This is a genomic window from Labedella gwakjiensis (genome assembly GCF_003014675.1).
Taxonomy (GTDB): domain Bacteria; phylum Actinomycetota; class Actinomycetes; order Actinomycetales; family Microbacteriaceae; genus Labedella; species Labedella gwakjiensis.
On record NZ_PYAU01000001.1, the window covers coordinates 2,391,865 to 2,417,052 of the forward strand.

Sequence of the window (25,188 nt, forward strand, 5' to 3'; positions counted from 1 at the left end):
CCGGCGATCAGCCGAGGCGCGTGGGCCGTCGTTCGAACCAGTAGAGCATGAGCGGGTTCGTCCGCTGCAGCTCGTCGAGGGTCAGTGCGTTCTCGACGTGTTCGACGGGCACCGTCACGAGGTGGCTCGCGACCTCGTGGATGGAGCGGGTCGACCAGAAGTCCCCGCGCATCCGCAGGAGGACGCGCCCGTCGGCGTCGAGGACGAAGAGCTGTCGGCGCGGCTCTGCGGCGAGCGTGCGGTGAAGGTCGAGCAGGACGGCGCGCGCCACCTTCTCGACGGGAATCCGGCGGGTGCCCGACATGAAGGTGCGCTCGACGAGGCGGGTGGGCGTGACGATCACGGCGATACGGAAGTACTGCACGACCGCGTAGAGGACGAGGACGACGACGATGATCGCGACGGCAGCGACCACGGGCCACGGGCCGTCAGGGATCGTGAGCCAGAAGAGGACGAGGAGGATCGGCGCCGTGAGCGAGAAGACGGCCACGAGCCCCTGTCCGAGCAGTCGTCGACGGAGGTGAACGGTGATCGACGTGTCCGTCGCGACGGTGTTCAGCATGGCTCCCTCTCCCCCCGGCTGCCCAGTCTGCCCGACTCTGAGGGGTCTTCACTATCCACCTTTTGGAGGACAACTCGACCCCCGTTCGGGGGAGAGGCGGGGCGAGGGCCACGGGAGGTGACGAGGATCGTTCGACGCGACGCCACGAGGCACCAGAAAGCACGACGCACCAGGAAATGCGATGCACCGGAGAACGCGATGCACAAGAGAAAGAGCCCGGCCGATGGCCGGGCTCCGGGGAGTGGTGGTTCTCTGTCTGGCGGAGGATGGGGGATTCGAACCCCCGAGGGCTTGCACCCAACACGCTTTCCAAGCGTGCGCCATAGGCCACTAGGCGAATCCTCCTGAGAGTCGCGGCGAACCACGACCCGGACCATCCTACCGGGTCGCGAACGTGCCCTGCGCCACGGTTCCCGGTCGGGCGGTCGAGCTCGCGAGGTCGAGCGTTCGCGCCGATTCGCGGCGCTCGCTCGCACGGTTTCGGCGCAATCGCTCGACATGGGGGAGGGGAGTGGGGCGACGGCGGGTCGTTGTAAGATGGTGGTCGGCTCCCCGCGTGGCGCCATCCAGGCCAACTCCCCCAGGGCGGAAACGCAGCAAGGGTAACCGGGCTCTGGCGGGTGCGCGGGGGGTCCTTTTCGTTTCTCCGTCTCCGATCCGATCCCTCCGCCGCTCCGGTTCACCTCTCGTCCACGTGCTTTTTCGACAGCGTGTAGAAGACGCCCAGGAGCCTCCTGTAGCGTTGTCACGAACCCCCGGACAACCGAAGGATGATCGTGGCCACGAGCGTGTACATCACATCGGCGGAGGGGCACACCGGGAAGTCGACGATCGCCCTCGGGCTCCTCGACCTGCTCTCCCATGAGGTGAAGCGTGTCGGTGTCTTCCGCCCCATCTCCCGTTCCGTTCAGGAGAGGGACTACGTCCTCGAGCTGCTCCTGCAGCACGACGGCGTCGACCTCGACTACGACGAGTGCATCGGCGTCGGCTACGACGACGTGCACGCGGACCCCGATGGTGCGCTCTCGCGCATCGTCCAGCGGTACAAGTCGGTCGAGGCGAAGTGCGACGCCGTCGTGATCCTCGGCTCCGACTACACCGACGTGGGCAGCCCGACCGAGCTCGGGTACAACGCGCGCATCGCCACGAACCTCGGCGCCCCGGTCCTCCTCGTTCTCGGCGGGCGTGAGGGGCAGGGGGCCGGCGAGCGACTCGGGCAGGGCAAGGCCCGGAGTCCCGAGCACATGCGACAGATCGCGGAGCTCGCCCTCGAGGAGATGCGCAATGCTCACGCCACCCTGCTCGCCGTGATCGCAAACCGCGCTGACGCCACGGACACCGCGGCCGTCGTCGCCGGCGTGGAACTCGCCAAGCCCGGCGTTCCCGTGTGGGCGATCCCGGAGGAGCCATACCTCGTGGCGCCGAGCATGGGGTCGATCATGGAATCGCTCGACGGCGAACTCCTCAAGGGCGACCCCGCGCTGCTCCAGCGCGAGGCGCTCGGCGTGGTCGTGGCCGGAATGGGCATGGTGAACGTGCTCCCGCGCCTCACGGAAGGTGCTGCCCTGGTCGTCGCGGGCGATCGCACGGAAGTGCTCCTCGCGGCCCTCATGGCGCAAGCCGCCGGCACCTTCCCGTCGATCGCCGGCATCGTGCTCAACGGTGGATTCGACCTGCCGGAGCCGATCGAGAAGCTCCTCGACGGGCTGCCGCAGACGCTGCCCATCATTCGCACCGGGCTCGGAACGTACGACACGATCGTCGCGATCACGTCGACGCGCGGTCGTCTCGCGGCGGACTCGCAGCGCAAGTACGACACCGCGCTCGCCCTCTTCGAGCAGCACGTCGACACGAAGGCCCTCGTCGACCTGCTGCAGGTGAGCAGGACCTCGGTCGTCACCCCTCTCATGTTCGAGTACGGACTGCTCGAACAGGCGCGCGCCGTCGACCGGCACATCGTGCTGCCGGAGGGGGAGGACGACCGTATCCTCCGCGCCGCGCACACGCTCCTGGCGCGCGACGTCGCCCGGCTCACCATCCTCGGCGAGCCGTTCGAGGTACGCTCGCGCGCGATCGAGCTCGGGCTCGACATCTCGCGGGCCGAGGTGCTCTCGCCGCACGACCCCGTGATGGCTCTCAAGTTCGCCGACGAGTACGCGCGGGTCCGCGCGCACAAGGGCGTGACGCTCGACCAGGCCCGAGACGTCGTGACCGACGTCTCCTACTTCGGCACCCTCATGGTCCACATGGGGCTCGCCGACGGCATGGTCTCCGGCGCCATCCACACGACGGCGCACACGATCCGTCCGGGGTTCGAGATCATCAAGACGTCGCCCGGCGTGAACGTGGTCTCGAGCGTGTTCCTCATGGCTCTCGAAGACCGCGTCCTCGTCTACGGCGACTGCGCCGTCGTGCCCGACCCGGACTCGTCGCAGCTCGCCGACATCGCGATCTCCTCCGCCGCCACGGCCTCCCAGTTCGGGATCGAACCCCGGATCGCGATGCTGTCGTACTCCACCGGTGAGTCGGGGTCCGGCGCCGACGTGGAGAAGGTGCGGGCGGCCACAGCACTCGTGCGCGAGCGCCGGCCCGACCTGCTCGTGGCGGGACCGATCCAGTACGACGCGGCGGCCGACGCCGCCGTGGCCGCGACGAAGATGCCCGACTCGGACGTCGCCGGCCGCGCGACGGTGTTCATCTTCCCCGACCTCAACACCGGCAACAACACGTACAAGGCCGTGCAGCGCTCCGCGGGTGCCGTGGCGATCGGCCCGGTGCTCCAGGGCCTCAACAAGCCGATCAACGACCTCTCGAGAGGGGCGACCGTGCAGGACATCGTCAACACGGTGGCGATCACGGCCATCCAGGCCGGCTCACCGTCGAAGTCGGCGGCGGCGTCATGAGCACCGTCCTCGTCGTCAACTCCGGATCGTCGTCGTTCAAGTACCAGCTGATCGACGTGGAGAACCGAACGGCTCTCGCATCCGGTCTCGTCGAGCGCATCGGCGAGGGAACGGGAAGGGTGAAGCACCGCGACGAGACCCGGTCGGACGGCGGCGAGTCCACCTGGGAGCGCGACGTCCCGATCACCGACCACACCGCCGGTTTCGGCGAGATGATCGCGAGCTTCGAGGAGCACGGTCCGTCGCTCGCGGAGAATCGCCCCGTCGCCGTCGGCCACCGGGTCGTCCACGGCGGACGCCGGTTCTTCGAGCCCACAGTGATCACCGACCTCGTGAAGATCAACATCGAGGATCTCTCCGACCTCGCGCCGCTCCACAACCCGGCGGCCGTGCAGGGCATAGACGCGGCGCAAGCCGCGTTCCCCGACGTTCCGCACGTCGCCGTGTTCGACACGGCGTTCCACCGCACGCTCTCGCCCGCCGCCTACACGTATGCGATCGACCGTGATCTCGCGGCGAAGCACCGCATCCGGCGCTACGGATTCCACGGCACGAGCCACAAGTACGTCTCGGAGGAGGCCGCACGCTTCCTCGGTCGACCGCTCGCGGACCTCGCGCAGATCGTCCTGCACCTCGGCAACGGGGCGTCGGTGACGGCCATCGACGGCGGTCGCTCGGTGGAGACCTCGATGGGGCTCACCCCGCTCGAAGGACTCGTGATGGGTTCGCGGTCCGGCGACCTCGACCCCGCCGTCCTCCTGCACCTCTCGCGGCGCGCGGGACTGTCGATCGACGAGCTCGACACGCTGCTCAACAAGAGGAGCGGGCTCACGGGTCTGGCCGGTGCGTCGGACATGCGCGACCTCATCGCCCGCGCGGAATCGGGGGACACGGTGGCGCGCGACGCCCTCGACGTCTACGTTCACCGCATCCGCCACTACGTCGGCGCGTACGCCGCCCACCTCGGCCGGCTCGACGTGATCGCGTTCACGGCGGGAGTGGGGGAGAACACCCCTCTCGTGCGTGCCGAGTCGCTCGGCGGTCTCGACATCCTCGGGATCCGCATCGATCCCGAGCGGAACACCTCCTCCGGTCGCGAGACGCGCGTGATCTCGACGGACGACTCCGCCGTCACTGTGCTCGTCGTGCCGACCGACGAGGAACTCGAGATCGCCATCCAGACGCTCTCGGCCGTGTCCTGAGGCGATGTCCCCTCGTCAGCTGCACCGCCAGCCGGTGGCGACGACGAGTCGGCCCGTCTGGGCGGGGGACGCCACGGGGCCCGTCCAGTTCTGCAGAGTCGCTCGCACGGTGATGGAGTAGGTCCCGGGGACGAGCAGTCCCTCGAGGAGCCCGCCCGAGATGACGAACGAGGTCGCTCCGGCCGGAGCCGCTCCCGTGTAGACGGGGGAGCCCGAGCTGTAGGTGACCGTGATCGTGTAGCCCGTCGGCGTGGGGCCGGACGGTGCCGTCCAGCCGATCCGGTAGTTCGCGAGCAGACCGAGGACCGACTCGATGGTGCACGTGAGTGCCGTCGGAGCAGCCAGACGCCCCGCGGTGATCATGCCGCCCGCGTGCTCTCGGTCCGTGAACGCCGCCTCCGTCACGGTCGTCTGCGGCAGGGTCAGCGCCGAGCACAGCGCGGCGGCCGTCCCGATCGCGGCGAGCCGCGATCGCATCCTGGACGGGTGGCGATCGTTCATCCGTCGCCTCCAGCGGAGGGAGTGACGGAGTCGTCCTCGTGGACCTCGTCGTGGCGCGGCCAGAACGCCCACGCCACGAGCACGGACGCGGCGAGTGTGACAGCGCCGAGCACGACCGGATTCGAGAACCACACGATCACCGAGGCGATGGACGGAATCGAGGCGAGCACGATCCGCACCGTCTCCACGGTGTACGGGAACGGGTCGGGTGACGCGTTCGCGTCCCCCTGCATCGTGATGGTGCGCGCTTCGGGGGATCCGTCGATGACGGAGACGCTCGTGACCCGGTGCGTCACGGGCAGATCACCGGGTCGATCCACGGTGACGACGTCCCCCACGAGGATCTCGTCCGCGGGTATCTGACGGACGACCGCGACGGATCCGGCCGGGATGGTCGGCGACATCGAGCCCGTCTTGAACATGACGAGCGTGATCTGGAAGGCGACGGAGAGCACGACGAGTGCGACGCACACGAGGCCTCCGACGGCGAGCAGGGTCAGAAAGGCGTCGCCGATCGCGTGGCGCGCGGGCCGTCGGGGGCGGACGTGTGCCCCCGACGGTCGTGCGGCACGCCGGCGTGTGGTGGTGCTCATGGTGCTCCGACGGTGGGTCAGGTGGCTGTCGCGAGGAACTGCCAGGTGGGGACGGCGCTCAGCCCCTGGACGGTGTTGTCGGCCGTGGTGGGCAGGGTGATCGCGAAGCAGTACTGGTGCACGAGACCTCCCGCTGCCGAGATGACGGGCGACGGCGCCGTGAGCGTCGCGTTCAGGGTGGTGCCCGTCGCGACGATCGTGGTCCCGAGGGGTGTCGGGCTGAAGGCCGCGGCTCCGCAGGTCTGGGCCGTGGTCAGCAGCCGGACCCCGTACGTGAGCGTCGACTGGAGTCCCGTCGATGCCCCGAAGGTCGGCGTCTGGAGCGTGACGGTGCCGGCGACACTCGTCGCCTTCGTCCGCACCCAGAAGCTCGCGTACGTCGTGGTGCCGGGGGTGATCGCCGTGACGGGCGACGAGTACGAGAGTGTCGCGGGGGCCGTCGACACCGCGTGGTCGGTGTAACCCGCCGTCGCCGACGACGTGCTGCCCTCGATCTGGAACGTCCCCGCGGTGATCGTCGTGTCGACGTACTCGCTGTCGTTCCAGGCCGCGACCGTCACCGCCGTGCCGATCCCGAGCACGAGGCCCCCCGAGAGGAGCGCTCGTGCCCGGAACCACCAGCGGCGATGGCGCCTGTTCTCGTCGTCGTGGTCGGTATGACGCACGACGATCACCTACTCCGTGCTCGTCGCCGTGAACTGCCAGGTCGACGTGGTGACGCCGCCCTCCTCGAGGTCGTCACCGGCGGTGACGACCACGCAGAGCTGGACCGGAGCGCCGGCATCGGCCGCGGTCGCCCCGTTCGCGAGTGTGAGCGTCGTGCTCGTGACCGCGGCGTCGGTCGTGAGCTCGGCTCCGGACGCGACGACCGTGGCCGCGGCGACGCCGGTCTCGTCGCACGTCGCCGTGGCGCTCGCCAGCTGGTAGACGTCGTAGGAGAGCGCGTCGGCGTTGGTCAGGGTCGTGTCCGTCGTCGTGATGCTCTCGACGACGAGAGACGCGTCCGTCGTGGTACCGGCGGCGAGACGGAGCCAGAACGGTGCGTACACGACGTCGTCCGGCGCGAGGTTGTCGAACGGCGTGGTGAAGACGAGACCGGCGGCCGCGTCCCCCTCGTCGACGTTGTGGTCGTCGTAGTCGGCGGTCGCGCTCGTCGTGGAGCCCTCCAGGTTGAAGCTGCCGGCGCTGAACGTGCCGGTGGCGAACTCGGAGTCGTTCCACGCGGCGAGCGTGATGGCGGCACCGACGCCGAGGACGAGCCCGCCGGCGAGGATCGCCCTGAGCTTGCGGGAGCGGGATCGGCGCGCAGGAGGCGCCATCCCGTCCGGATCGGATGGTCGGTGCGCAAGGCGCGTTTCAGTCATGTCAGTCTTCCCCTCAGTCGACTTCACTCGAGCCGTCGACGAAAGGGGCACCGCAAGACGCGCCGCCCCTCAACGGCCATCGAGGACGACACTAGGCGGACTCCGTCCGTCTGTCTGTCCCCCTCTTCGTGGGTCGGCCCGGTCCGGATGCCGGGTGACCGGCGCCCAGCCCGGGTGTCGGTGGTGGCGACTAGCATTGGGGTCGTGGTCACCGCCCTTTATCGCCGCTACCGGCCAGAGACGTTCGCCGAGATGATCGGCCAGTCTCAGGTGACGGATCCGCTGCGCACGGCGCTGCGCACCAACCGGGTCAACCACGCGTATCTCTTCAGCGGCCCGCGCGGTTGCGGCAAGACCACGTCCGCCCGCATCCTCGCCCGGTGCCTGAACTGCGCAGAGGGCCCGACGGACACCCCCTGCGGCGTCTGCGACAGCTGTGTAGAGCTCTCGCGCGACGGCGGAGGGTCGCTCGATGTGGTAGAGATCGACGCCGCGAGCCACAACGGCGTCGACGACGCGCGCGACCTGCGCGAACGCGCCATCTTCGCGCCAGCCCGCGATCGCTACAAGATCTTCATCCTCGACGAGGCCCACATGGTCACGCCGCAGGGGTTCAACGCGCTCCTCAAGATCGTCGAGGAGCCGCCGGAGCATGTGAAGTTCATCTTCGCCACGACGGAGCCAGACAAGGTCATCGGCACCATCCGTTCGCGCACGCACCATTACCCCTTCCGGCTCATCCCGCCGGCCCAGATGCTCGACTACGTCGGAGAGCTGTGCGAGGCGGAGGGCGTGTCCGTCGCTCCCGGCGTCCTCCCGCTCGTCGTGAGGGCCGGAGGCGGGTCCGCTCGCGACACCCTCTCGCTGCTCGACCAGCTCATGGCCGGGTCAGAGGGCGACTCCGTCGACTACGAGCGGGCGGTCTCGCTCCTCGGCTACACGCACACCGCTCTGCTCGACGAGGTCGTCGACGCGCTCGCGGCGAGCGACGCCGCGGCGGTCTTCGGGTCGGTCGACCGCGTGATCCAGACGGGACAGGACCCGCGCCGGTTCGTCGACGATCTGCTCGAGCGCTTGCGCGACCTCATCGTGGTCGCGGCCACGTCCGACGGCGCGGCCGCCGTGATGCGGGGGATGCCCCAGGACGAGCTCGACCGGATGTCGCGGCAGGCCCAGGCCTTCGGTCCCGCCGAGCTGTCGAGAGCGGCCGACCTCGTGGGACGCGCGCTCAGCGAGATGTCCGGTGCCACGTCACCGCGACTGCACCTCGAACTCATGATGGCGCGCATCCTCGTGCCCGCCGCCGATGCGACCTCCCGCGGCGCGCTCGCCCGCGTCGAGCGGCTCGAGCGTCGCATCGGCGTCGATACGGGCGGTGCTGACACGGGCGGTGCAGACTCGCGCGGCGCAGACTCGCGCGGCGCGGTCGCGACGGGCGACCGCGCTGCGGAACGAGCGGCTGTCCCGGTCATCGCGCCGACGACGGCTACGGCGGTTCCACCGATCACGACAGCACCGGTCACGACACCGCCGGTCGCGACTCCGCCGGTCACGACACCGCAGGCGACCGCCGCCTCCGGGCCGGACGCACACGCGTCGGGGCGGGCCGTGTCGGAGCCCGCAGCAGAGCCCGTGGCGTCCGAGACCACCCCAGGGGCCGCGGCATCGGGCGGCTCCGCCCCGGCTCCGGCCGCAGCCACCGGCGGACCCGTCTCGCTCCAGCAGCTGAAGGACGCGTGGCCCGAGGTGCTCGAGCGGGTGGGGGCCACGAAGCGGGGCGCGTGGATGGTGGCCGTGACCGCCACGGTCCGGGCTCTCGACGGCGACGTGCTCACGTTGACCTTCCCGAGCCAGCACGATGTGGAGAGCTTCAAGCAGTCGAACGCCGGACAGGGAGTGAGCGAGGTCCTGCGTCAGGCCATCGTCGACGTCCTCGGAATGCGCGTGAAGTACATCGCGAAGGTCGACGGGGCTCCCGCGCCGTCGGCCGCGCAGGGTCCGGCACCCGCGGTGATGTCGGCGACACCCGTGGGGGAGCGCCCGCCGGCCTCGGCACCGGCACAGCCCGACAGGCCTCGTTCCGCCGACGCGAGGCCGGGCGGAGCCCAGGCTCTACAGCGTCCCCAGCGCACGACGCCCACCGGCGGCGGCGCGCAGCAGGCGCTTACCGCTTCAGCACCCGTCGACGACGACGTCCCGCCGTTGTCCGACGACGACGCGCCGCCGGACGACTCGGTCCCGCCGCCGCTCGAGGATCACGAACGCCCGACCGCCGCCGGTCGTGCCGCCCCACAGCAGCGCCCTGCACAGCAGCGGCCCTCCCCGGAGAGCCCCACACGGGAGAGCCCCACACGGGAGAGCCCTGCACAGCAGCGACCCCCGCAGCAGCGGCCCTCCCCGGAGCGACAGGCCCCGCAGAGGTCGTCCGCGCCGCAGCGTCCCGCACAGGCGCCCACGCCCGCTGCCGACGCCGCTGGCTGGCACGTCGTGGCCATCCCGGGCAGCTCGGACGACGGGCCGGCACCGGAGCAGACGAGCACACCACCGAGTACACCGCCGAGCTCGTCGCCGGCGGCCACCGCGTCGCCGGTCGCCGAGATCCCGGAGCCGCGCACCGCCCCGGAGCCGCGCACCGCCCCGGAGGCGACTCGACCCGCCGTCCCCCGGGCCGCCCCCCGCGCGGCACCGACCGCTCCTGAACCGTCGGCACGGCAGAGCGCGCGCTACGGCGAGGCCGTCGTCCGCGAGATCCTCGGAGCGCGCTTCATCGAGGAACAGCCGTACACGCCGCCGTCGCGGTTCACCCCGTGACCCGGGGTATCCGCCCCAGCAGAGGAACGAGGTAGGCCATGTACGAGGGCATCGTCCAGGAGCTCATCGACGAATTCGGTCGGCTTCCCGGCATCGGACCGAAGTCGGCGCAGCGCATCGCGTTCCACATCCTGCAGACGGAGACGTTCGACGTCTCCCGACTCGCCGAGCTGCTCACCGAGGTGCGGGAGAAGGTCCACTTCTGCGCGATCTGCGGCAACGTGGCCGAGCAGGAGACCTGCTCCATCTGCCGCGATCCTCGTCGCAACCCCGCGCTCATCTGCGTGGTGGAAGAGGCGAAGGACGTCGTCGCGATCGAGCGGACACGCGAATTCCGCGGGCTCTACCACGTGCTCGGCGGCGCCATCAGTCCCATCGACGGCATCGGCCCGGAGGAGCTGCGCATCCGGCAACTGCTGCAGCGGCTCGCGGACGGCACGGTGGAGGAGGTCATCATCGCGACCGACCCGAACCTCGAGGGCGAGGCGACGGCCACCTACCTCAGCAGGCTCCTCACGACGCTCGAGATCCGCATCACGAGGCTCGCCTCCGGGCTCCCCGTCGGCGGCGACCTCGAGTACGCAGACGAGGTCACTCTCGGCCGCGCCTTCGAGGGTCGCACGGTCGTCTCGCGCTGACGGAGGCTGGCCGCGCACGGTGCTCCGATGGTGCGCTCCGCACCGTCGTCACATGGCCGACACCGTATGCGCGGAACCCTAGAATGGGTCTTCGGGCGCAGCCCGTCATCCCACCCAGGAGTCATCCCGTGAGTCTCATCGTGCAGAAATTCGGCGGATCGTCCGTCGCCGACGCCGAGAGCGTCAAGCGCGTCGCGAAGCGGATCGTCGAGACCCGCAAGGCCGGCAACGACGTGGTCGTCGCGGTCTCCGCCATGGGCGACACGACCGACGAACTGCTCGACCTCGCACACACCGTCACACCCCTGCCGGAGCCGCGCGAGCTCGACATGCTGCTCTCGGCCGGCGAGCGCATCTCCATGGCCGTCCTCGCGATGGCCATCAAGGGGATGGGCTACGACGCCCAGTCCTTCACCGGCAGCCAGGCCGGAATGCTCACGGACGCGCACCACGGAGCCGCGCGCATCGTCGACGTCACGCCGGTCCGCGTCCGCAAGGCCCTCGACTCCGGAGCGATCGCGATCGTCGCCGGCTTCCAGGGTTTCAACCGCGACACGATGGACATCACCACGCTGGGTCGCGGAGGCTCCGACACGACGGCCGTCGCGCTCGCCGCAGCCCTCGACGCCGACATCTGCGAGATCTACACGGACGTCGACGGCATCTTCACGTCGGACCCCCGCGTCGTGCCGAGGGCGCACAAGATCGACACCGTCACGAGCGAGGAGATGCTCGAGCTCGCGGCGGCCGGGGCCAAGGTCCTCTACATCCGTGCCGTGGAGTACGCGCGCCGTCACGGGGTCACGCTTCACGTGCGTTCGTCGTTCAGCAACAACGAGGGAACCCTCGTGATCAACCCGAAAGAGGGTGAGACAGTGGAACAGCCCATCGTCACCGGAGTCGCCATCGACCTCAGCGAGGCGAAGATCACCGTCGTCGGCGTGCCCGACGTGCCCGGAAAGGCCGCGCAGATCTTCAAGATCATCGCGCGCGCCGACGCGAACGTCGACATGATCGTGCAGAACGTGTCAGCCGCAGCCACCGGTCTCACCGACATCTCGTTCACGCTCCCGAAGTCGGAGGCGCAGTCGGTGCTGACAGCGCTCCGCAACGAGCGCGACGACGTGAAGTTCGCCTCGCTGCAGCACGACGACCAGATCGGCAAGCTCGCGCTCGTCGGTGCGGGCATGCGGACCAACACCGGCGTCTCGGCTCGGCTCTTCGAGTCGCTCTACGACGCCGGCATCAACATCGACATGATCTCCACGAGCGAGATCCGCATCTCGGTCGTGACGCGCGCCGACACGATCGCCGAGGCGGCGCGTGCGGTGCACACGGCGTTCGGGCTCGACGGCGACGTCGACGCCGTCGTCTACGCGGGTACCGGCCGCTAGGCCGTTCTGATCGGTACGAGGAGAGAACATATGAGTAACGGCATGCGCGTCGGAGTGGTCGGAGCGACGGGTCAGGTCGGCAAGGTCATGCGGCGCCTCCTGTTGGAGCGCGAATTCCCGATCGCGGAGATCCGTTTCTTCGCGACCTCGCGGTCCGCCGGCCAGTCGATCGCGTTCGGCGATCGCGAGGTCGTGGTCGAGGACATCGAGACCGCCGACCCGTCGGGCCTCGACATCGCCCTTTTCTCCGCGGGTGCCACCGGGTCACGGGCCCACGCACCGCGCTTCGCCGCGGCCGGAGTGACCGTGATCGACAACTCGAGCGCATGGCGGATGGATCCGGATGTGCCGCTCGTCGTCAGCGAGGTCAACCCCCACGCGATCCGCGAGGCCCGCAAGGGGATCATCGCGAACCCGAACTGCACGACGATGGCCGCGATGCCCGTGCTGAAGGTCCTCGACGCGGAGGCCGGTCTCGAGCGGCTCATCGTGAGCACCTACCAGGCGGTCTCCGGCTCCGGGTTGGCGGGAGCTGAGGAGCTGGCGTCACAGGTGCACGCCGCGGTCGAGCAGGACCTTCTCGGCCTCGTGCACGACGGGTCGTCCGTGACGCTGCCCGAGCCGGTGAAGTACGTGCGCCCGATCGCCTTCGACGTCATCCCGCTCGCCGGCTCGATCGTCGACGACGGCGAGCGGGAGACCGACGAGGAGAAGAAGCTCCGCAACGAGAGTCGCAAGATCCTCGAGCTGCCGGAGCTCCTCGTGTCGGGAACGTGCGTCCGCGTCCCCGTCTTCACGGGCCACTCCCTCTCGATCAACGCCGAGTTCGCGTCGGCCATCACGCCGGAACGCGCCGAGGAGCTGCTCGCAGCGGCCCCCGGCGTCGAGCTCGCCGAGGTGCCGACGCCGCTCCAGGCTGCCGGCAGCGACCCCTCGTACGTCGGCCGGATCCGAACGGACCAGAGCGTGCCGGGCGGTCGTGGACTCGCCCTCTTCATCTCCAACGACAACCTCCGCAAGGGGGCGGCGCTCAACGCCGTCCAGATCGCCGAGGTCATCGCCGCATCACAGCCCGTCGCGTGATCGTGTCCGACGGATTCGCCGTCGGACACGTTGCTACGCTCAACCCATGGTTCGGGTGAAGACGGCGAAGGCGGCGAAGACGGGTATCGTCGCGCAGCGTCTGGAGCGCAGCGTCTTCCTCATGCAGATGCTCGCCGCGACGGCGGTCCTCGCGCTCACGGTCGTGACGTACCTGTTCTCTCCCGTCGGCGTCTCGGACCCGCGGTACGTCGCCGGACTGGCGATCATGTTCGCCACGACCGCTGCGGCGTCCATCATCCCGTGGGCGAAGGTCCCCCACGACTGGATCGCCCTCATCCCGCTCGCCGACATCGCGTCCATCATGCTCCTCAGGGAGGGGGAGCCGTCCGTCGCAGCGAGCCTCTTCTTCGTCTTCCCGATCTTCTGGCTCGCGAGCCACTTCCGGTTGTGGATCGCCGCGCTCGGCCCGATCATCTGCTCCGTGCTCCTGTGGTCGTCGTTCTTCTGGAGCGGCACAGCTCTCTCCGTCGCGAGTGTGCCGGCGATCTTCGTGTTGCCGATCACCTTCATGTTCCTCGCGACCGCCGCCTTCCAGGCCGCGCGTCGGGGTGCAGCGCACAGGGTCCTGCTGCGCCAGCAGTCGCGACTGCTGGAGACGACGATGTCCGGCGTCCGTCGCCAGCGGGAGACGCTCGACGAGATCATCAATGCCGTCACCTTCGGGGTGATCGGCTACGACGATCGTGGCAACGTCATCCTCGTGAACCAGGCGCACCGCGCCCTCATGGAACCCTTCGGCGAGATGAACGAGTCCCTCGTCCAAGAGCGCGTCTACCTGCCCGACCGCGTCACGCCCGTGCCCGAGAGCCGCCGACCGTACCGGCGAGCGATGCGCGGTGAGGTCTTCGACAACGAGATCATCTGGCAGGGCCAGCCGGGCGAGCGCCGCATCGCGCTCGCCGTCTCCGCCCGCCAGCTGCTCGACGACGACGGCGAGAGCCAGGGCAGCATCATCGTGACCCGCGACATCACGCCGGAGATCGCCGCCGTCGAGGCGCGCGACGACTTCGTCGCCTCGGTCTCCCACGAGCTGCGGACCCCGCTCACCTCCGTGCTCGGCTACCTCGACCTCGTGGTCGACAGCCAGGGGATCGACGAGGAGGCGCGTCGACTCGTCGGCATCGCCCTCGACAACTCCGAGCGACTGCTCCAGATCGTGAGCGACCTGCTCGTGACCGTGAGCGCCGACTCCCACCGGTTCGTCATGCACTTCGCGCCGTGCGAGGTGACGGCGATCGCGACGCAGTCGCTCGAGGCTGCGCGGGTCGCGAGCCAGGCGAGGGGCATCGGCGTCGATGTGCGATCGAGCGGCGACGTCGTGGTGATGGGCGACGCTTTCCGCCTCCGGCAGGTCATGGACAACTTCGTGTCGAACGCGATCAAGTACAACAACGACGGCGGTTCCGTGGTCGTGACCGTGACCGACGCGGGCGACGACGCCCGCATCACGGTGCGCGACACCGGGCGGGGGATGCGACCGGACGAGCAGGAGCGCCTGTTCGAGCGCTTCTACCGGGCCGATTCCGTGAGGCAGACATCGATCCACGGCACGGGGCTCGGGCTCAACATCGCCAGGGAGATCATCGAAGAACACGGCGGCACCGTCGCCGTGGAGAGCGAACCGGGGGTCGGCACGACCTTCACCGTCACCCTCCCGAAGGAACGACGCGACACGGCGACGGCCGGCGCGAGACAGGATCGGAGCACCCATGGTTCTTGACTCGGCCACCCTCTCGGTGATGAGCGCCCTCGTCACCATCCTCGCCGGATCGTCGTTCATCCTGAACACCTCCATCCAGCGCATCGATCTCGTCTCTCGGCTGTGGACGATCGCCTTCACCAACGGCATGCTCGCAGCGCTGGCCTACGGCTTCAACGCGCTCACGCCGGGTGCGACGGTCACGATCGCGGTCGGCAACGGCGCCATCGTCGCCGCCATCGGCTTCGTCTGGGCGGGGTGCCGCGCCTACAACGGTCGGAAGCCGCTGACCTGGGTCACGCTCATCGGTGTAGCCGTCATCATCGCCGCCGTCCTTCTGCGCGGGCCCGACGGCGGGGAGTGGGCCGGCGGGGCCGAGATGCTCGGCGGTGTCGGCCTGTTCGCTCTCCTCGCGGGCATCGAGGGGCTCACCGGGCAGATGCGCACGCGCGTGAGCGCGCGTTCGCTCGCCGTCGTCATGCTCGTGGTCTCCGCGTTCTACCTCGCCCGTTGTGCGGTCTTCCTGCTGTACGGGCCGTACGACGCCCTGTTCCGCACGTACTTCGGGTCGGATCTCGCGACCTTCACGACGATCCTGTTCGTGACCTCCTCGGCCGTCGCGATGACGAGTCTGCAGGTCGAGAGGGCGTACGGTGACCGTCCCCCGGTCGGACCCCGCTCTCGCGGCGGTGTCTTCACGATCGGTGTGCTCTCCGCCGACTCCTTCGAGGAGGGGGCACGCGACCGCATCGACCGGGCCAGGCGTCGCTCGAGCTCCGTGGCCCTCATCCTCATCCGCATCGACGGCCTGAACGAGATCAACACGGCATTCGGCCGTGGAACGGGCGATGCGGCGCTCCAGACGGTGGCCACGGTGCTCCGCGAGGTGACACCGACATCGGCCGTCCTCGGGCGGCAGAAGACGGCGAACTTCGGGGTGCTCGCCATGGTGTCCGAACCTCAGGCGACGCGAGAGATCGCGGAGGCGATCCTCGCGGAGATCGTCGAGGCGCGTCTCGAGGGCGCGAGCGACATCAGGCTGAGCGCCTCCATCGGCGTAGCGGACAGCTTCACCGTGCCCTTCGACTTCGACAAGCTGCGCGAGGCGGCCCTCGGGGCGCTCGAGCAGGCGCGCGAGGCCGGGGGCAATCGGGTGGAGGCCGCACTCCAGACCCAAGCGGTCCCGCGGCGCATCGACCGGTCCCGCATGATGCTCGACTAGCCGAGCCTCGACTAGCCGAGCCGGACGGCCGACGACGTCAGGGCTGCGCGATCGCGATCGTCAGGGTGTCCGTGGCCGTCTGCTTCGCGTACTCCGTCGACGTCGGCGTGGTCTGCAGCAGGAGCTCGTAGGTGATCGTGAGCTGCACGGACTCCGCTGCCGGATCGATCGGGGGCAGAACGAAGCTCTGGCTGTAGCTGTACGGCGACGAGATGAAGTAGCCCGGCGCGACGTTCGCGCTGTCGGCGAGCGGATCGGGCGAGGTGAGCTGTACGCCGTCACCCCGGACGGCCGTGACGACCGACACCTTCGAGAGGTAGACGCGGTTGTCGCCGCCCTTGAGCTCAGCGACAGCGGAGAAGCTCAGAGGCTTGTTCGCGTCGGCGGTCCACTGATCCATCGAGAGAGTCGACCAGTAGTCGACCGTGAGAGTGATGTTGCCGGCGGTGAGCACGCGTTCGGTGCTGCCCGTGGCCAGCTCGTTCACGACAGTGTCGACGGTGGCCTGCGGAGTCGGCACCGTGGCGGTCGGCGTCGGGGTGCCGGTGGCGTTCGCCTCCCACGGCGGCGTGCCGCAGGCCGCGAGCGAGAGGACCACGGCGATCGAGGCCGCGGCGGCTGTGGCCATTCTCCGGATGCTCATGCGTCCATCTTGTCATCGGGGTCGTCCTCGCGTCTCGCTCGAGGGCACGTTCGCGCCCGATGACCCGCGGATGGGGGACGCATTGTCCCCCGAACCGGGCACATCTGCATCCATGGTGCGCAGATCTTGAGGAAAACCTGAGCTTAACCAGCAGCTTCCTCGCGGGTCGCCTGAGGTGCGGCCTGTTCACTGATCTCAGAACGCACGAGGAATCGTGCGGGACACCTAGCGGTAACACACGGAAGCAGATGGAGATGGCCATGACCTCAGGGACCCGAACCCCGGACTCATCGGCGCAGCGTCCCGTCGGCGCTTCCGCACCCTCAAGCGTCGGGGGGACCTCGGCACGACCCGATTTCGATGAATTCGCCAACGACTTCATCGAGAGTGTCGAGGCCCTCCCCACGTATCGCCCCACCGTGGGCTGCATCATCCCCGCGTACAACGAGGAGGAGTCCATCGCGAGCGTGCTCGACTCGCTCCTCGGACAGACCCGCCTCCCCGACGTCATCCACGTGATCGTGAACAACACGACCGATGCGACCGTCGAGTTCGCGAGCCACTATGCCGGAGCCCACGTGCGCCGCACCGGGCCGGACGAGTACCAGGAGACCGAGGTCTTCGTCCACGACATCGGCGTCAACCCCGACAAGAAGGTCGGCGCGCTGAACTACGGCTACGACCTCGTCGAGGCCTACGACTACCTCCTCGGCGTCGACGGCGACACCACGGCGGACCCGACCGCCGTGCAGAACCTCGTCGACGAGATCTCATCCGACACCCGGATCGGCGGCATCTCGGCCATCTACAGCATCGACGACACCGCCGTCACCGGCCCGATCGCGCCGTTCCTCATCGCCGGTCAGCGCGCCCAGTTCGCCGCCTTCAACATGTCGAACATGTTGAAGGGCCGCAACATGGCCGTGCTCGGCGGCCAGTTCTCCATCTTCTCCACCAAGGCCCTCCGCGAGGTCATGGAGGACAGCCACCAGCAGACGCCGTGGGTCAAGGACAGCGAGGTCGAGGACTCCCTCCTCTCGCTGCAGATCAAGAGCGCCGGCTACCTCACGAAGATCAGCGCGCAGGCTCGCGCCAACGTGGGCGGAATGCACACCCTCCGCTCGCTCGACGCGCAGCAGGTGAAGTGGAACTTCGGCGCCATCGAGCTCATGTGGCCGGGACAGCGCGGCGACACCAAGGGCCAGCCGTTCCACCCGAACCTCCGCCTGCGGTGGCTCGAGCACCTCTCGATGGCCGTCAACATCGTCTCCCGCGTGATGTTCCTGCTGCTGCTCGTCGCCTCGCTGTCGATCGGCGCGTTCGTCTTCAGCCCCTGGTGGCTCATCCCGCCGGCCGCCGCGATCGTCCTCAACATGCGCGTCGCGCTGTCGATGAAGACGCGGAACTGGAAGGACATCCTCTTCGCGCTGCTGCTCTTCCCCGCCGAGGTCTACATGTGGATCCGGATCGGACACTTCCTCCGCGCCTGGACGAAGTTCGCGAGTCGCAAGCAGGTCGACAACTGGGCGGAGCAGGCCAAGGCCGAGCGCGGCTCGGGCAACGCCTACCTCGTGCCCCTCATCGGACTCCTCGCGACGTGCGCCGCGCTCACTTTCGTGTGGTTCCAGCTGTCGACCGAGGTTCAGTCCACTATCCTGTGGGTGTGCTGGCCCGTCCTCGGTGTCATCACGATCATCCAGACCCTCACCATGGTCTTCTCCATCATCCGTCGTCACCGCGGCTACCGCGTCTGACCCCGGCACCACACGACTCGAGCCCTTCGACGGGTCCAGGACACACCCCCTCAGTGTCCTGGGCCCTTCGAGGGGCTCGAGTCGTTCGGGGACGTTGCGTTGAGCCGAGGGGCTCGAGGGCGGCGGATCGGGCTCGCATGCCGCTGATTCACCCCGGGGTTCACCCCGTGGTCGCTTGTCGCGGGGGAGGGGGCGGGAGGAGCATGTGGGGAGGTGGCCGGTCGCCGACCGGTCGGAGCGGAGCGTGATGCGAGGGACGGGCCTCCGGCGGGTCTCCGCCGCGATGACGCTCGTTCTCGTAGCGGGGCTGGCGTCCGCGTTCGCGCCGAGCAGTCCGGCCGCGGCCGCGACGACGCTGTCATGTCCGGGCACTCCCGGCCAGACGGTTCCGGCACCAGCAGACCTCGAGCGGCCCGAAGCGCTCTCCGCGGTCACCGTGACGACGTCGGACGGGACGCCCGAGCGGAGCTACGCCGGCATGATGCTCCCGCAGGCCGTCGTCCACGACCCCGCCGTCGATCGCATGTTCATCGCCTACTACACGCCCGGACCCGCCGCGGAGAACGGGCGGGTCCCCGTGCGCATGGCGGTGGCCGCCGTGAATGCCTCCGGCGCCGTCGTGGAGCGGACGATCCTCTCCAGGGCCGACGGCACTCCCGTCCTCTTCGACCAAGGGGCGGCGACCCCGTCGTCTTCCGGCGGCAACGTGGACGACTCCCACAACAACATCACGATGGAGATCGACGGGCTCGGATTCGTCCATGTCGCCGGCAACGCCCACAACGACGACCTGCCGTACTGGCGGAGCGGCGCGGCGCACTCCGTGGCGTCGATGGGGTGGAAGTCGACCCTCCCCGGAGTGAAGACCTTCCCGAACGGGGTCGCGATCCTCGCGGCCTCGAAGGATCGCGTGGTGAGCGCGCCGCGGCTGTTCATCGGCCCGAACGGTCGTCTGTTCCTCGGGTATCGCCACTGGATCTCGGGCGACGCGAGCTATTTCCTCTACGCGTACGACACGGGGACGAGCGTCTGGTCCAGCGTGAGCGGCAGCATCGATATGCCGAACTCGAATCCCGCCTACGCCTACACGGAGGGGCTCCCGCTCCTCGATGGACGGGGCCAGGGCGCCGACGGGTCCGTCTCGATGAGTCCAGAGACGATCGGGCCCGTCCTCGGCACGGACGGACGCTGGTGGCTGCTGTGGTCGTGGCGGGACCTCGCCTCGTCCGCCGACACGAACTCGCGCGTCTCCGTGGCGCGGAGCACTGACCTCGTCACGTGGACGACGGTATCGGGCGCGACGCTGCCGTCGACGATCGAGTACTCGCTCGTCGACGAGTCGAGCGGCTACTCGACCCTCGTGGTCGACGACATCCCGACCGCCGGCGGGGGACTGCTCAATGGGCAGCTGGCGATCGGCTGGGACGCGTCGGCGCGACCCGTCGTGAGCTACTTCAGATACACGGGCACGGGATCGAGGCGCACGACGCAGCTGTTCGTCGCCCGTCCGAACGGTCTCGCGGCGTACTGGATCGTGAATCAGGCGTCGCGCTGGACGGGCATCTACGATCTCGGTGCCGGCGCGTCCACGTCCGTCCTGCAGACGAACGGTTCGGGAGCTGTCCCGACGGAGGCCGGGCGGCTCGAACTGGCGTACCAGTGCAACGGCGTCTCCCGTGTGCTCACGATCGGACCGGGCTCCTTCACCGGGGCGTCGTCGTTCGTCCGGGACGACGTCGCGACGTCCTCGCCGGTGCCGCTCGAGGTCGACACCCTGCCGGACGGCGCGTCATCGACGCTCGCGTCGCGCCACGCCGAGAGCCCCGCCGTCACGGTCGCCGGTCAGCAGTCGCGGTGGTTCGTCGTCTGGGGATCCGGGCCGTGGATCGTCGACGGGCGGGCGCCGGCCCCCGGCAGCTATCCGAGCGGAGGCAGTCCCATGACCCTAGTATCGGTCGCCGAGGGGTGACGCGACACCCGGTCAGTTGAGGGCGGCGAGCCTGTAGCCGACGCCGCGCACCGTCTCGATGAAGCGGGGCGCCGCGATGTTGTCGCCGAGTTTGCGGCGGAGGTTCGCCATGTGCACCTCGACGGCGCGCTTGTCGGCGTCGTTCACGTAGTAGGTGGTCACATAGTCCTCCCCGCGGAGTCGTAGTGCGAGGTCTGCCTTCGACCGGACGCGGCGGCGGGAGTCCATGAGGGCCGCGACGAGGTCGAATTCGCTCCTGGTCAACTCGAGCTCGACGCCGTCGACCTCGGCTATGCGCATCTCGGCGTTGACCCGGAGGCCGTTGTGCTCGATCCACCCCTCCTCGGGTACCGGGGCGGGTCGATCGGCCGCCGGCAGGTGGGCCGGGGGAGAGACCGGAGGCGCCGAGGGTGCCGGTGCCGGTGCCGGCGCCGGCTGCGCCGCTGGAGCGTGTGCGGCCGGAGCGCTGTCCGCCGCCGTCCAGACGGGCGTGGCTGCGGGGGCGCCCGCTGTCGGTGCCGATGTCGCCGGCGACTCCGAGGGGACGTTGCGCGGACGCCGGAGCATCGCTTCGATGCGTGCGCGCAGTTCCCGCGGCCTGAACGGCTTGGTGACGTAGTCGTCCGCTCCGGACTCGAGGCCCTGGAGCGCGTCGATCTCCTCGTCTCGCGCCGTGAGCATGACGATGTACGTGTTGCTGAAGGCTCGGATCCGCTTCGCGGCCTCGAACCCGTCGATGCCGGGCAGGCTCACGTCGAGGGTCGTGACGACGGGGTCGAACTGCCGGACGGCGGCCACGCCGTCGATCCCGTTGTCGGCCGAGACCGTCTCGAAACCCGCTTGGGAGAGCACGGTCTCGAGGAGGCCCCGGATGTCCGGGTCGTCCTCGATGATTACGGCCAGGCGCCGTTCGCCAGAGTGATCCATCGGGCCGATCGTAGCAACTCACCGACCGTGTGGCGCCCCCCTTCCGGGTACTCGCCGCCAAAAGTGTCGGCGGACACCGTCCGGGTCGCGTTCGACCGGTCCGCGATGCGGTCGCGAGCGCGGCTCGACACCGGCTACCACCCGGCGTTGCGGGCCATCTCGTCGATCGCGGACGGCCACCATTCGCCGGCCGGCGGCCCGCCGTTGCAGGTTCCGTCGCTCTCCCCTGGCGCCTTGATCCAGAGGTTCCCGTCCATGGCGCCGCTGACCGAAACGGTGAGCGGCGTGGCTCCGAGGGCGCGACCGGATGGATTGCACCATTCGCCGTCCGATCCGGCGCCGTTGCGGGAGGTGTCGATCACGTAGTGCGCCCCGCCGACGAGACCGCTGAGCGTCTCCGCGTACGCGCGCTCGTCGTCCGTCGGGTTGAAGTTCGACACATTGGTGGAGAAACCACGGATGCTGTCGACACCGACACGCTCGAGGAGGGCCGCCATGTCCTCAGGGCTCCGCCAGTTGGAGTGTCCGCCGTCGACGTAGATCCAGGATTCGGTCACGGAGAGGGTGGCGACTGCACCCGCGACGGCGTCGACCTGCACGTCCTCGTCCGGGCACTCGTGGGCGAGCGACAGGGCGTCGGGTTCGACGAGCACGACGCTCTGCCCCTCCCCGAGGTTCGAGGCGATCTCCTCGACCCAGTCGGGGTAGTCCGAGGCGGACAGCCCCCCGGCCGAGAAGTTGCCGCAGTCCCGGTTGGGGATGCCGTAGACCACGAAGACGGGCGTCGAGTCGGTCGTCGCGGCGTCGGTGACGACCGAGCGGACGTAGCCCCCGACGTCGCCGATGCCGTACTCCTCCGGTGTGAGCCAGATCGCCGTCGGCGTGTTGGCGACCCTCTCGACCACGGCGTCAGCCGAGCCGCTCGCGACGGCCTCGGCCGCCTGGCTGTCGGGGTTCACGTAGATCCGCTGCGATTCGAACGGACCACTCGCTTGCGCGTTCACGAGGAAGACGAAGCCCGCGGCCACGACGACGACCGGGATGAAGACGCTCGCCATGACGAGTGCCGCTCGACGTCGGACTGCACTCAACGATCCTCACCCTTCGGCTGCTCCGGCCGCATCGGCCCGCCTGTGGACAGTGTATTGCTCGCACGCGCCGCCGACTGCCCCCTGCTCAGATGTCGTGTCCGTCGTGGGGATCCGGCGGTCCGTCAGCTTCCCGTCAGAGCGACCTGGCCGGGGGAGTCCCCGCGGAGGATGCCCCATTCGTGGGCCGCTCGAATCGCCTCGCGTCTCGTCGAGACGCCCAGCTTCCGGTACACGCTGCGGACCTGCGTTTTCACCGTGTTGGGCGAGACGACGAGGGAACGGGCGATCTGCGCGATGGGCGCGCCAGACTGCAGCTTCGCGAGCACGACCTGCTCGCGCGTGGAGAGGACCGGGATGGTGAGGTTCTCACGGAACTGCAGAGGGAGGGCCGTGACGGTGGCGCGCGCCCACGACGGCACGAGGGCGACGACCTGCTCGGCGTCCTCGGCGGGAATCGTCGACCACGGGAGGGTCGTCCCCGTCGACGTCGTGAGAGCGAGGGCCCGGGCGACGGCGTCGCGAGCGCCTTCGGTCCGTCCCATCCGCAGATCCGTCGTGGCGCGGACGAGGAGGGACTGCATCGTGGTGCGCGGCGACGTCTGCTCGCGCGCGCTCCACTGCTGCGCCACGAGGTACGCGTGCTGGTCCTGTCCGGAGAAGAGGAGCGCGCGGGCGAGGGCACCGGCCGTCGCATCGTGCACGCCGGACGGCGAGCGCAGCAGGGCCACCGCACGCCTCGACTGACGAAGCGCCACGAGCAGATCGGACCGGGCTGCGGCGAGGTGATCCTCGACGGGCCGAGACGCAGGCGTCGCCGAGTTGAGCTCGTCGATGCTCCTGACCGCGTTCATCCCGGTGAACGCGTCGCCGTCGAGGAGGTGCTGGGTGGCACGCAGCGCGGCGAGCACCGGCCAGAACTCCGAGGAGGGGTGATCCTGCTCGACTCGATCCAGGATGCCCGTGGCGTCACCGGAGCGTCCGCCCTCGAACGCCACGGCCGCGGCTGCGAGCTGTGCGGCGACACCCCACGGCGACGACGACCAGGAGGTGTCCTCCTCGCCCGCGATCGATTCGAGCCACGTCGAGGCATCGTGGATGTTGCCGAGGAGCGCGTCGTTCAGGGCGAGCGCGCCGACGGCCGCGACGCGGAGGTGAGCGCTCTCGGCGGAACGCGCGGCCTCGGTGAGGCGCCAGCGCCCTTCCTTCGGGCGGCCAGCGTGCAGGTAGCTCAAGCCGATCTGCAGGAGGGCCTCCGCCCGTCGATCCGAGGGGGAGCGATCGCGGGCCGCGTGCTGATCGACGATCTCCGCGAGACGGTCGGCCGTGCTCGCCGCCGCTCCGTACTCGCCCGTGCGCCGGCGAAGCAGGAGCCGCCGGGACTCGAGCGCCAGGACGGTCGCGTCGCCGTCGTGGGTCGGGCGGGCGGAGCGGGTGGCCACGAGGAGTCGTGCGAGGTTCGCGAGCGTCAGCGGAGTGAACGAGCGGTCGCTCGCGATCGACAGCATCGAGACGCCCAGCGAGCCGGACTCGTCGACGAGGGAGACGGGGATCCGGGCGCTCACGTGCTCGAGTCGTGCGGGGTCCGATCGCCAGCACTCGGCGAAGCGGCTCTCCAGGAGGGAGACGACGAGGGGCCAGTCTCCGGCGTCGGCCGCGAGTTCGGCGGCCATGAGGGGATCGCCGCTCCGCCCGAGGTGCTCGGCCGTCGCGCGCCGGATGCGGAGGGCCACGGACGGGTCCGAGGCCTCCGCGAGTGCCAGGAGCGGTGCGCGCAGCACCGGGGTGAGCGCGAAACGCTCCTCGCCTCCGACCGCGACCCACCCTCCGATGCCGGCCCGCTCCAGACGCGAGATGAGCTCGGCCGGCGGGAGGTCGGAGGTCGAGAACGCCGCGTCCGCCAGCATCTCCGCGGTGAGATGCGGCGCGAGCGCCGCCTCGCGGGCGAATCGCGCGACGTCCGGCTCGAGGCCGCTCGTGGCCTCGGCGGCGTTCTCCTCGAGCACGGTGAACGCGAGCGCTTGGACGGCGGGCTCGACGACGGTTGACTCTCCGCGGAAACGGAGGTGTGCGGTCGCGAGCCGGACCGTCGCCGCCCACGACCCGAGCGTCCGTCGCACGAGGTCGGTCACCTCGGGGGTCGCCGTGATGCCGCCGATGGCGAGGAGGTCGGCCACCTCCGACGTGGTGAAGAGGAGCGTGGCCGGGTCGATGACCGCGGTGTCGCAGCGCACGGAGACGCGTGGTGTCTCGAGCCGGGTGCGCTCCCGCCCTGCGGCCACGCCGCAGAGTCCCGGGCAGGCGTCGAGGAGGGAGAGGAGGTCGTCCGCGATCGCATCGGCGGTCGTCGCGCTGAGGTCGTCGATGACGATCAGGGCTGGTGAATCGCCGATGGCACGGGCGATCCGGGCGAGCACGGGCTCGTCCGCCCGGGAGCCCGATGCGGCGGTCGCTGCCGCGGCGACTCCGTCGAGGACGCTCCTCCAGAGGACGTCAGGGGTCGTGTCCCTGCCCGACGCCCAGGCGACGGCCCGACCGCCTCGTTGCCTGACCGCCGCCATGACGTGGGCGAGCGCCTCCGACTTGCCTGCTCCGCGCGGGGCGCGCACGATGACGAGCTGGTTGACGAGTTCCCGCTCGACGGCCTCGATCACGCGCTCACGGGTCAGTGAGAAGCGGCTGAGTCGTTGGGGATGCCGAACGGAGGCCGCCGTCCGCGCGATGCTGTCGCCGGCGTCGGTCGAGCCTGTGGTGTGGGGGAGGTTCACGGGGAGGGGCTCCTCGATGTCTGATGATCCGCTGAGGGGGTCCGGG

19 protein-coding genes, 1 tRNA gene and 1 other RNA gene are annotated in these 25,188 nt (G+C 69.7%); 11 read left to right on the top strand and 10 right to left on the bottom strand.

What is annotated here, in order from left to right; all coding sequences use genetic code 11:
- Positions 1 to 7: 7 nt before the first annotated feature.
- Both CLV49_RS11300 and CLV49_RS11305 read right to left on the bottom strand, forming a co-directional pair.
- Complete coding sequence (locus CLV49_RS11300; protein ID WP_106563637.1) at positions 8 to 562, bottom strand: hypothetical protein; 555 nt, start codon at positions 560 to 562, stop codon at positions 8 to 10.
- Between the two features lie 257 nt (positions 563 to 819).
- Positions 820 to 907 (bottom strand) — tRNA-Ser (locus CLV49_RS11305).
- Positions 908 to 1,105: 198 nt separating this feature from the next.
- On the opposite strand from CLV49_RS11305, the gene ffs reads away from it, so the two are divergent.
- The 3 genes from ffs (at position 1,106) to CLV49_RS11320 (ending at position 4,667) form a co-directional block, all read left to right on the top strand.
- Positions 1,106 to 1,202, top strand: an RNA gene (gene ffs / locus CLV49_RS11310) — signal recognition particle sRNA small type.
- Between the two features lie 136 nt (positions 1,203 to 1,338).
- Positions 1,339 to 3,465 carry a phosphate acetyltransferase gene (gene pta, locus CLV49_RS11315; RefSeq protein WP_106565042.1) on the top strand — a complete coding sequence of 709 codons (2,127 nt, stop codon included), beginning with the start codon at positions 1,339 to 1,341 and terminating at the stop codon, positions 3,463 to 3,465.
- Positions 3,462 to 4,667 carry an acetate/propionate family kinase gene (locus tag CLV49_RS11320; RefSeq protein ID WP_106563638.1) on the top strand — a complete coding sequence of 402 codons (1,206 nt, stop codon included), beginning with the start codon at positions 3,462 to 3,464 and terminating at the stop codon, positions 4,665 to 4,667. Before pta ends, CLV49_RS11320 begins: the two co-directional genes overlap by 4 nt.
- A 15-nt stretch (positions 4,668 to 4,682) precedes the next feature.
- Here the strand turns inward: CLV49_RS11320 and CLV49_RS11325 are convergent, their stop codons facing one another.
- Genes CLV49_RS11325 through CLV49_RS11340 form a run of 4 tightly spaced genes read right to left on the bottom strand, consistent with a single transcriptional unit; the run spans position 4,683 to position 7,125 of the window.
- Positions 4,683 to 5,168: a fibronectin type III domain-containing protein gene (locus CLV49_RS11325; protein WP_127054311.1), complete on the bottom strand. Its 486-nt coding sequence runs from the start codon at positions 5,166 to 5,168 to the stop codon at positions 4,683 to 4,685.
- Positions 5,165 to 5,761 carry a signal peptidase I gene (locus CLV49_RS11330; protein ID WP_106563640.1) on the bottom strand — a complete coding sequence of 199 codons (597 nt, stop codon included), beginning with the start codon at positions 5,759 to 5,761 and terminating at the stop codon, positions 5,165 to 5,167. Before CLV49_RS11330 ends, CLV49_RS11325 begins: the two co-directional genes overlap by 4 nt.
- Positions 5,762 to 5,778: 17 nt before the next feature.
- A complete protein-coding gene (locus tag CLV49_RS11335; RefSeq protein ID WP_158261961.1) occupies positions 5,779 to 6,426 on the bottom strand; it encodes a SipW-dependent-type signal peptide-containing protein in 648 nt (215 codons plus the stop codon).
- Positions 6,427 to 6,435: 9 nt separating this feature from the next.
- Positions 6,436 to 7,125: a SipW-dependent-type signal peptide-containing protein gene (locus CLV49_RS11340; RefSeq protein ID WP_243696602.1), complete on the bottom strand. Its 690-nt coding sequence runs from the start codon at positions 7,123 to 7,125 to the stop codon at positions 6,436 to 6,438.
- 204 nt (positions 7,126 to 7,329) lie between these two features.
- Here CLV49_RS11340 and CLV49_RS11345 point away from each other — a divergent pair, with 204 nt between their 5' ends.
- The 6 genes from CLV49_RS11345 (at position 7,330) to CLV49_RS11370 (ending at position 15,993) form a co-directional block, all read left to right on the top strand.
- Positions 7,330 to 9,936 (top strand): DNA polymerase III subunit gamma and tau, encoded by a 2,607-nt coding sequence (locus CLV49_RS11345; RefSeq protein ID WP_208019790.1) that lies wholly within the window; start codon positions 7,330 to 7,332, stop codon positions 9,934 to 9,936.
- Between the two features lie 38 nt (positions 9,937 to 9,974).
- Positions 9,975 to 10,574, top strand: a complete 600-nt coding sequence (recR, locus tag CLV49_RS11350; protein ID WP_106563644.1) for a recombination mediator RecR — start codon at positions 9,975 to 9,977, stop codon at positions 10,572 to 10,574.
- 128 nt (positions 10,575 to 10,702) lie between these two features.
- Complete coding sequence (locus CLV49_RS11355; RefSeq protein ID WP_106563645.1) at positions 10,703 to 11,968, top strand: aspartate kinase; 1,266 nt, start codon at positions 10,703 to 10,705, stop codon at positions 11,966 to 11,968.
- Between the two features lie 30 nt (positions 11,969 to 11,998).
- On the top strand, positions 11,999 to 13,051 hold the full coding sequence (locus CLV49_RS11360) for an aspartate-semialdehyde dehydrogenase (protein ID WP_106563646.1): 1,053 nt from the start codon (positions 11,999 to 12,001) through the stop codon (positions 13,049 to 13,051).
- A gap of 46 nt (positions 13,052 to 13,097) precedes the next feature.
- On the top strand, positions 13,098 to 14,792 hold the full coding sequence (locus CLV49_RS11365; protein ID WP_106563647.1) for a sensor histidine kinase: 1,695 nt from the start codon (positions 13,098 to 13,100) through the stop codon (positions 14,790 to 14,792).
- Positions 14,782 to 15,993, top strand: coding sequence for a GGDEF domain-containing protein (locus CLV49_RS11370; RefSeq protein WP_106563648.1), 1,212 nt, complete (start codon positions 14,782 to 14,784; stop codon positions 15,991 to 15,993). The genes CLV49_RS11365 and CLV49_RS11370 overlap by 11 nt, the downstream gene beginning before the upstream one ends.
- A 37-nt stretch (positions 15,994 to 16,030) precedes the next feature.
- On the opposite strand, the gene CLV49_RS11375 is transcribed toward CLV49_RS11370, so the two are convergent.
- The gene (locus CLV49_RS11375; protein ID WP_127054309.1) at positions 16,031 to 16,636 is read right to left on the bottom strand and encodes a hypothetical protein; all 606 of its coding nucleotides are present in this window, start codon (positions 16,634 to 16,636) and stop codon (positions 16,031 to 16,033) included.
- 260 nt (positions 16,637 to 16,896) lie between these two features.
- Here CLV49_RS11375 and CLV49_RS11380 point away from each other — a divergent pair, with 260 nt between their 5' ends.
- Positions 16,897 to 18,390, top strand: a complete 1,494-nt coding sequence (locus CLV49_RS11380) for a glycosyltransferase family 2 protein (RefSeq protein WP_106565043.1) — start codon at positions 16,897 to 16,899, stop codon at positions 18,388 to 18,390.
- A 247-nt stretch (positions 18,391 to 18,637) separates the two neighbouring features.
- Positions 18,638 to 20,359: a BNR-4 repeat-containing protein gene (locus tag CLV49_RS11385; protein WP_243696699.1), complete on the top strand. Its 1,722-nt coding sequence runs from the start codon at positions 18,638 to 18,640 to the stop codon at positions 20,357 to 20,359.
- Positions 20,360 to 20,371: 12 nt separating this feature from the next.
- Here CLV49_RS11385 and CLV49_RS11390 read toward each other — a convergent pair whose 3' ends face one another.
- The 3 genes from CLV49_RS11390 to CLV49_RS11400 form a co-directional block, all read right to left on the bottom strand.
- A complete protein-coding gene (locus CLV49_RS11390) occupies positions 20,372 to 21,286 on the bottom strand; it encodes a response regulator transcription factor (RefSeq protein WP_106563651.1) in 915 nt (304 codons plus the stop codon).
- Positions 21,287 to 21,420: 134 nt separating this feature from the next.
- The gene (locus CLV49_RS11395; protein ID WP_127054305.1) at positions 21,421 to 22,377 is read right to left on the bottom strand and encodes a glycoside hydrolase family 6 protein; all 957 of its coding nucleotides are present in this window, start codon (positions 22,375 to 22,377) and stop codon (positions 21,421 to 21,423) included.
- 122 nt (positions 22,378 to 22,499) lie between these two features.
- Complete coding sequence (locus CLV49_RS11400; protein ID WP_106563653.1) at positions 22,500 to 25,142, bottom strand: LuxR C-terminal-related transcriptional regulator; 2,643 nt, start codon at positions 25,140 to 25,142, stop codon at positions 22,500 to 22,502.
- Between the last annotated feature and the right edge of the window lie 46 nt (positions 25,143 to 25,188).

Coding starts and splice junctions, on each gene's coding strand:
- CLV49_RS11385 (WP_243696699.1), top strand. CDS start 18,638: ATGCGAGGGACGGGCCTCCGGCGGGTCTCCGCCGCGATGACGCTCGTT.
- CLV49_RS11390 (WP_106563651.1), bottom strand. CDS start 21,286: ATGGATCACTCTGGCGAACGGCGCCTGGCCGTAATCATCGAGGACGAC.
- CLV49_RS11330 (WP_106563640.1), bottom strand. CDS start 5,761: ATGAGCACCACCACACGCCGGCGTGCCGCACGACCGTCGGGGGCACAC.
- CLV49_RS11375 (WP_127054309.1), bottom strand. CDS start 16,636: ATGAGCATCCGGAGAATGGCCACAGCCGCCGCGGCCTCGATCGCCGTG.
- recR (WP_106563644.1), top strand. CDS start 9,975: ATGTACGAGGGCATCGTCCAGGAGCTCATCGACGAATTCGGTCGGCTT.
- CLV49_RS11300 (WP_106563637.1), bottom strand. CDS start 562: ATGCTGAACACCGTCGCGACGGACACGTCGATCACCGTTCACCTCCGT.
- CLV49_RS11320 (WP_106563638.1), top strand. CDS start 3,462: ATGAGCACCGTCCTCGTCGTCAACTCCGGATCGTCGTCGTTCAAGTAC.
- CLV49_RS11325 (WP_127054311.1), bottom strand. CDS start 5,168: ATGAACGATCGCCACCCGTCCAGGATGCGATCGCGGCTCGCCGCGATC.
- CLV49_RS11360 (WP_106563646.1), top strand. CDS start 11,999: ATGAGTAACGGCATGCGCGTCGGAGTGGTCGGAGCGACGGGTCAGGTC.
- CLV49_RS11370 (WP_106563648.1), top strand. CDS start 14,782: ATGGTTCTTGACTCGGCCACCCTCTCGGTGATGAGCGCCCTCGTCACC.
- CLV49_RS11380 (WP_106565043.1), top strand. CDS start 16,897: ATGACCTCAGGGACCCGAACCCCGGACTCATCGGCGCAGCGTCCCGTC.
- CLV49_RS11365 (WP_106563647.1), top strand. CDS start 13,098: ATGGTTCGGGTGAAGACGGCGAAGGCGGCGAAGACGGGTATCGTCGCG.
- CLV49_RS11340 (WP_243696602.1), bottom strand. CDS start 7,125: ATGACTGAAACGCGCCTTGCGCACCGACCATCCGATCCGGACGGGATG.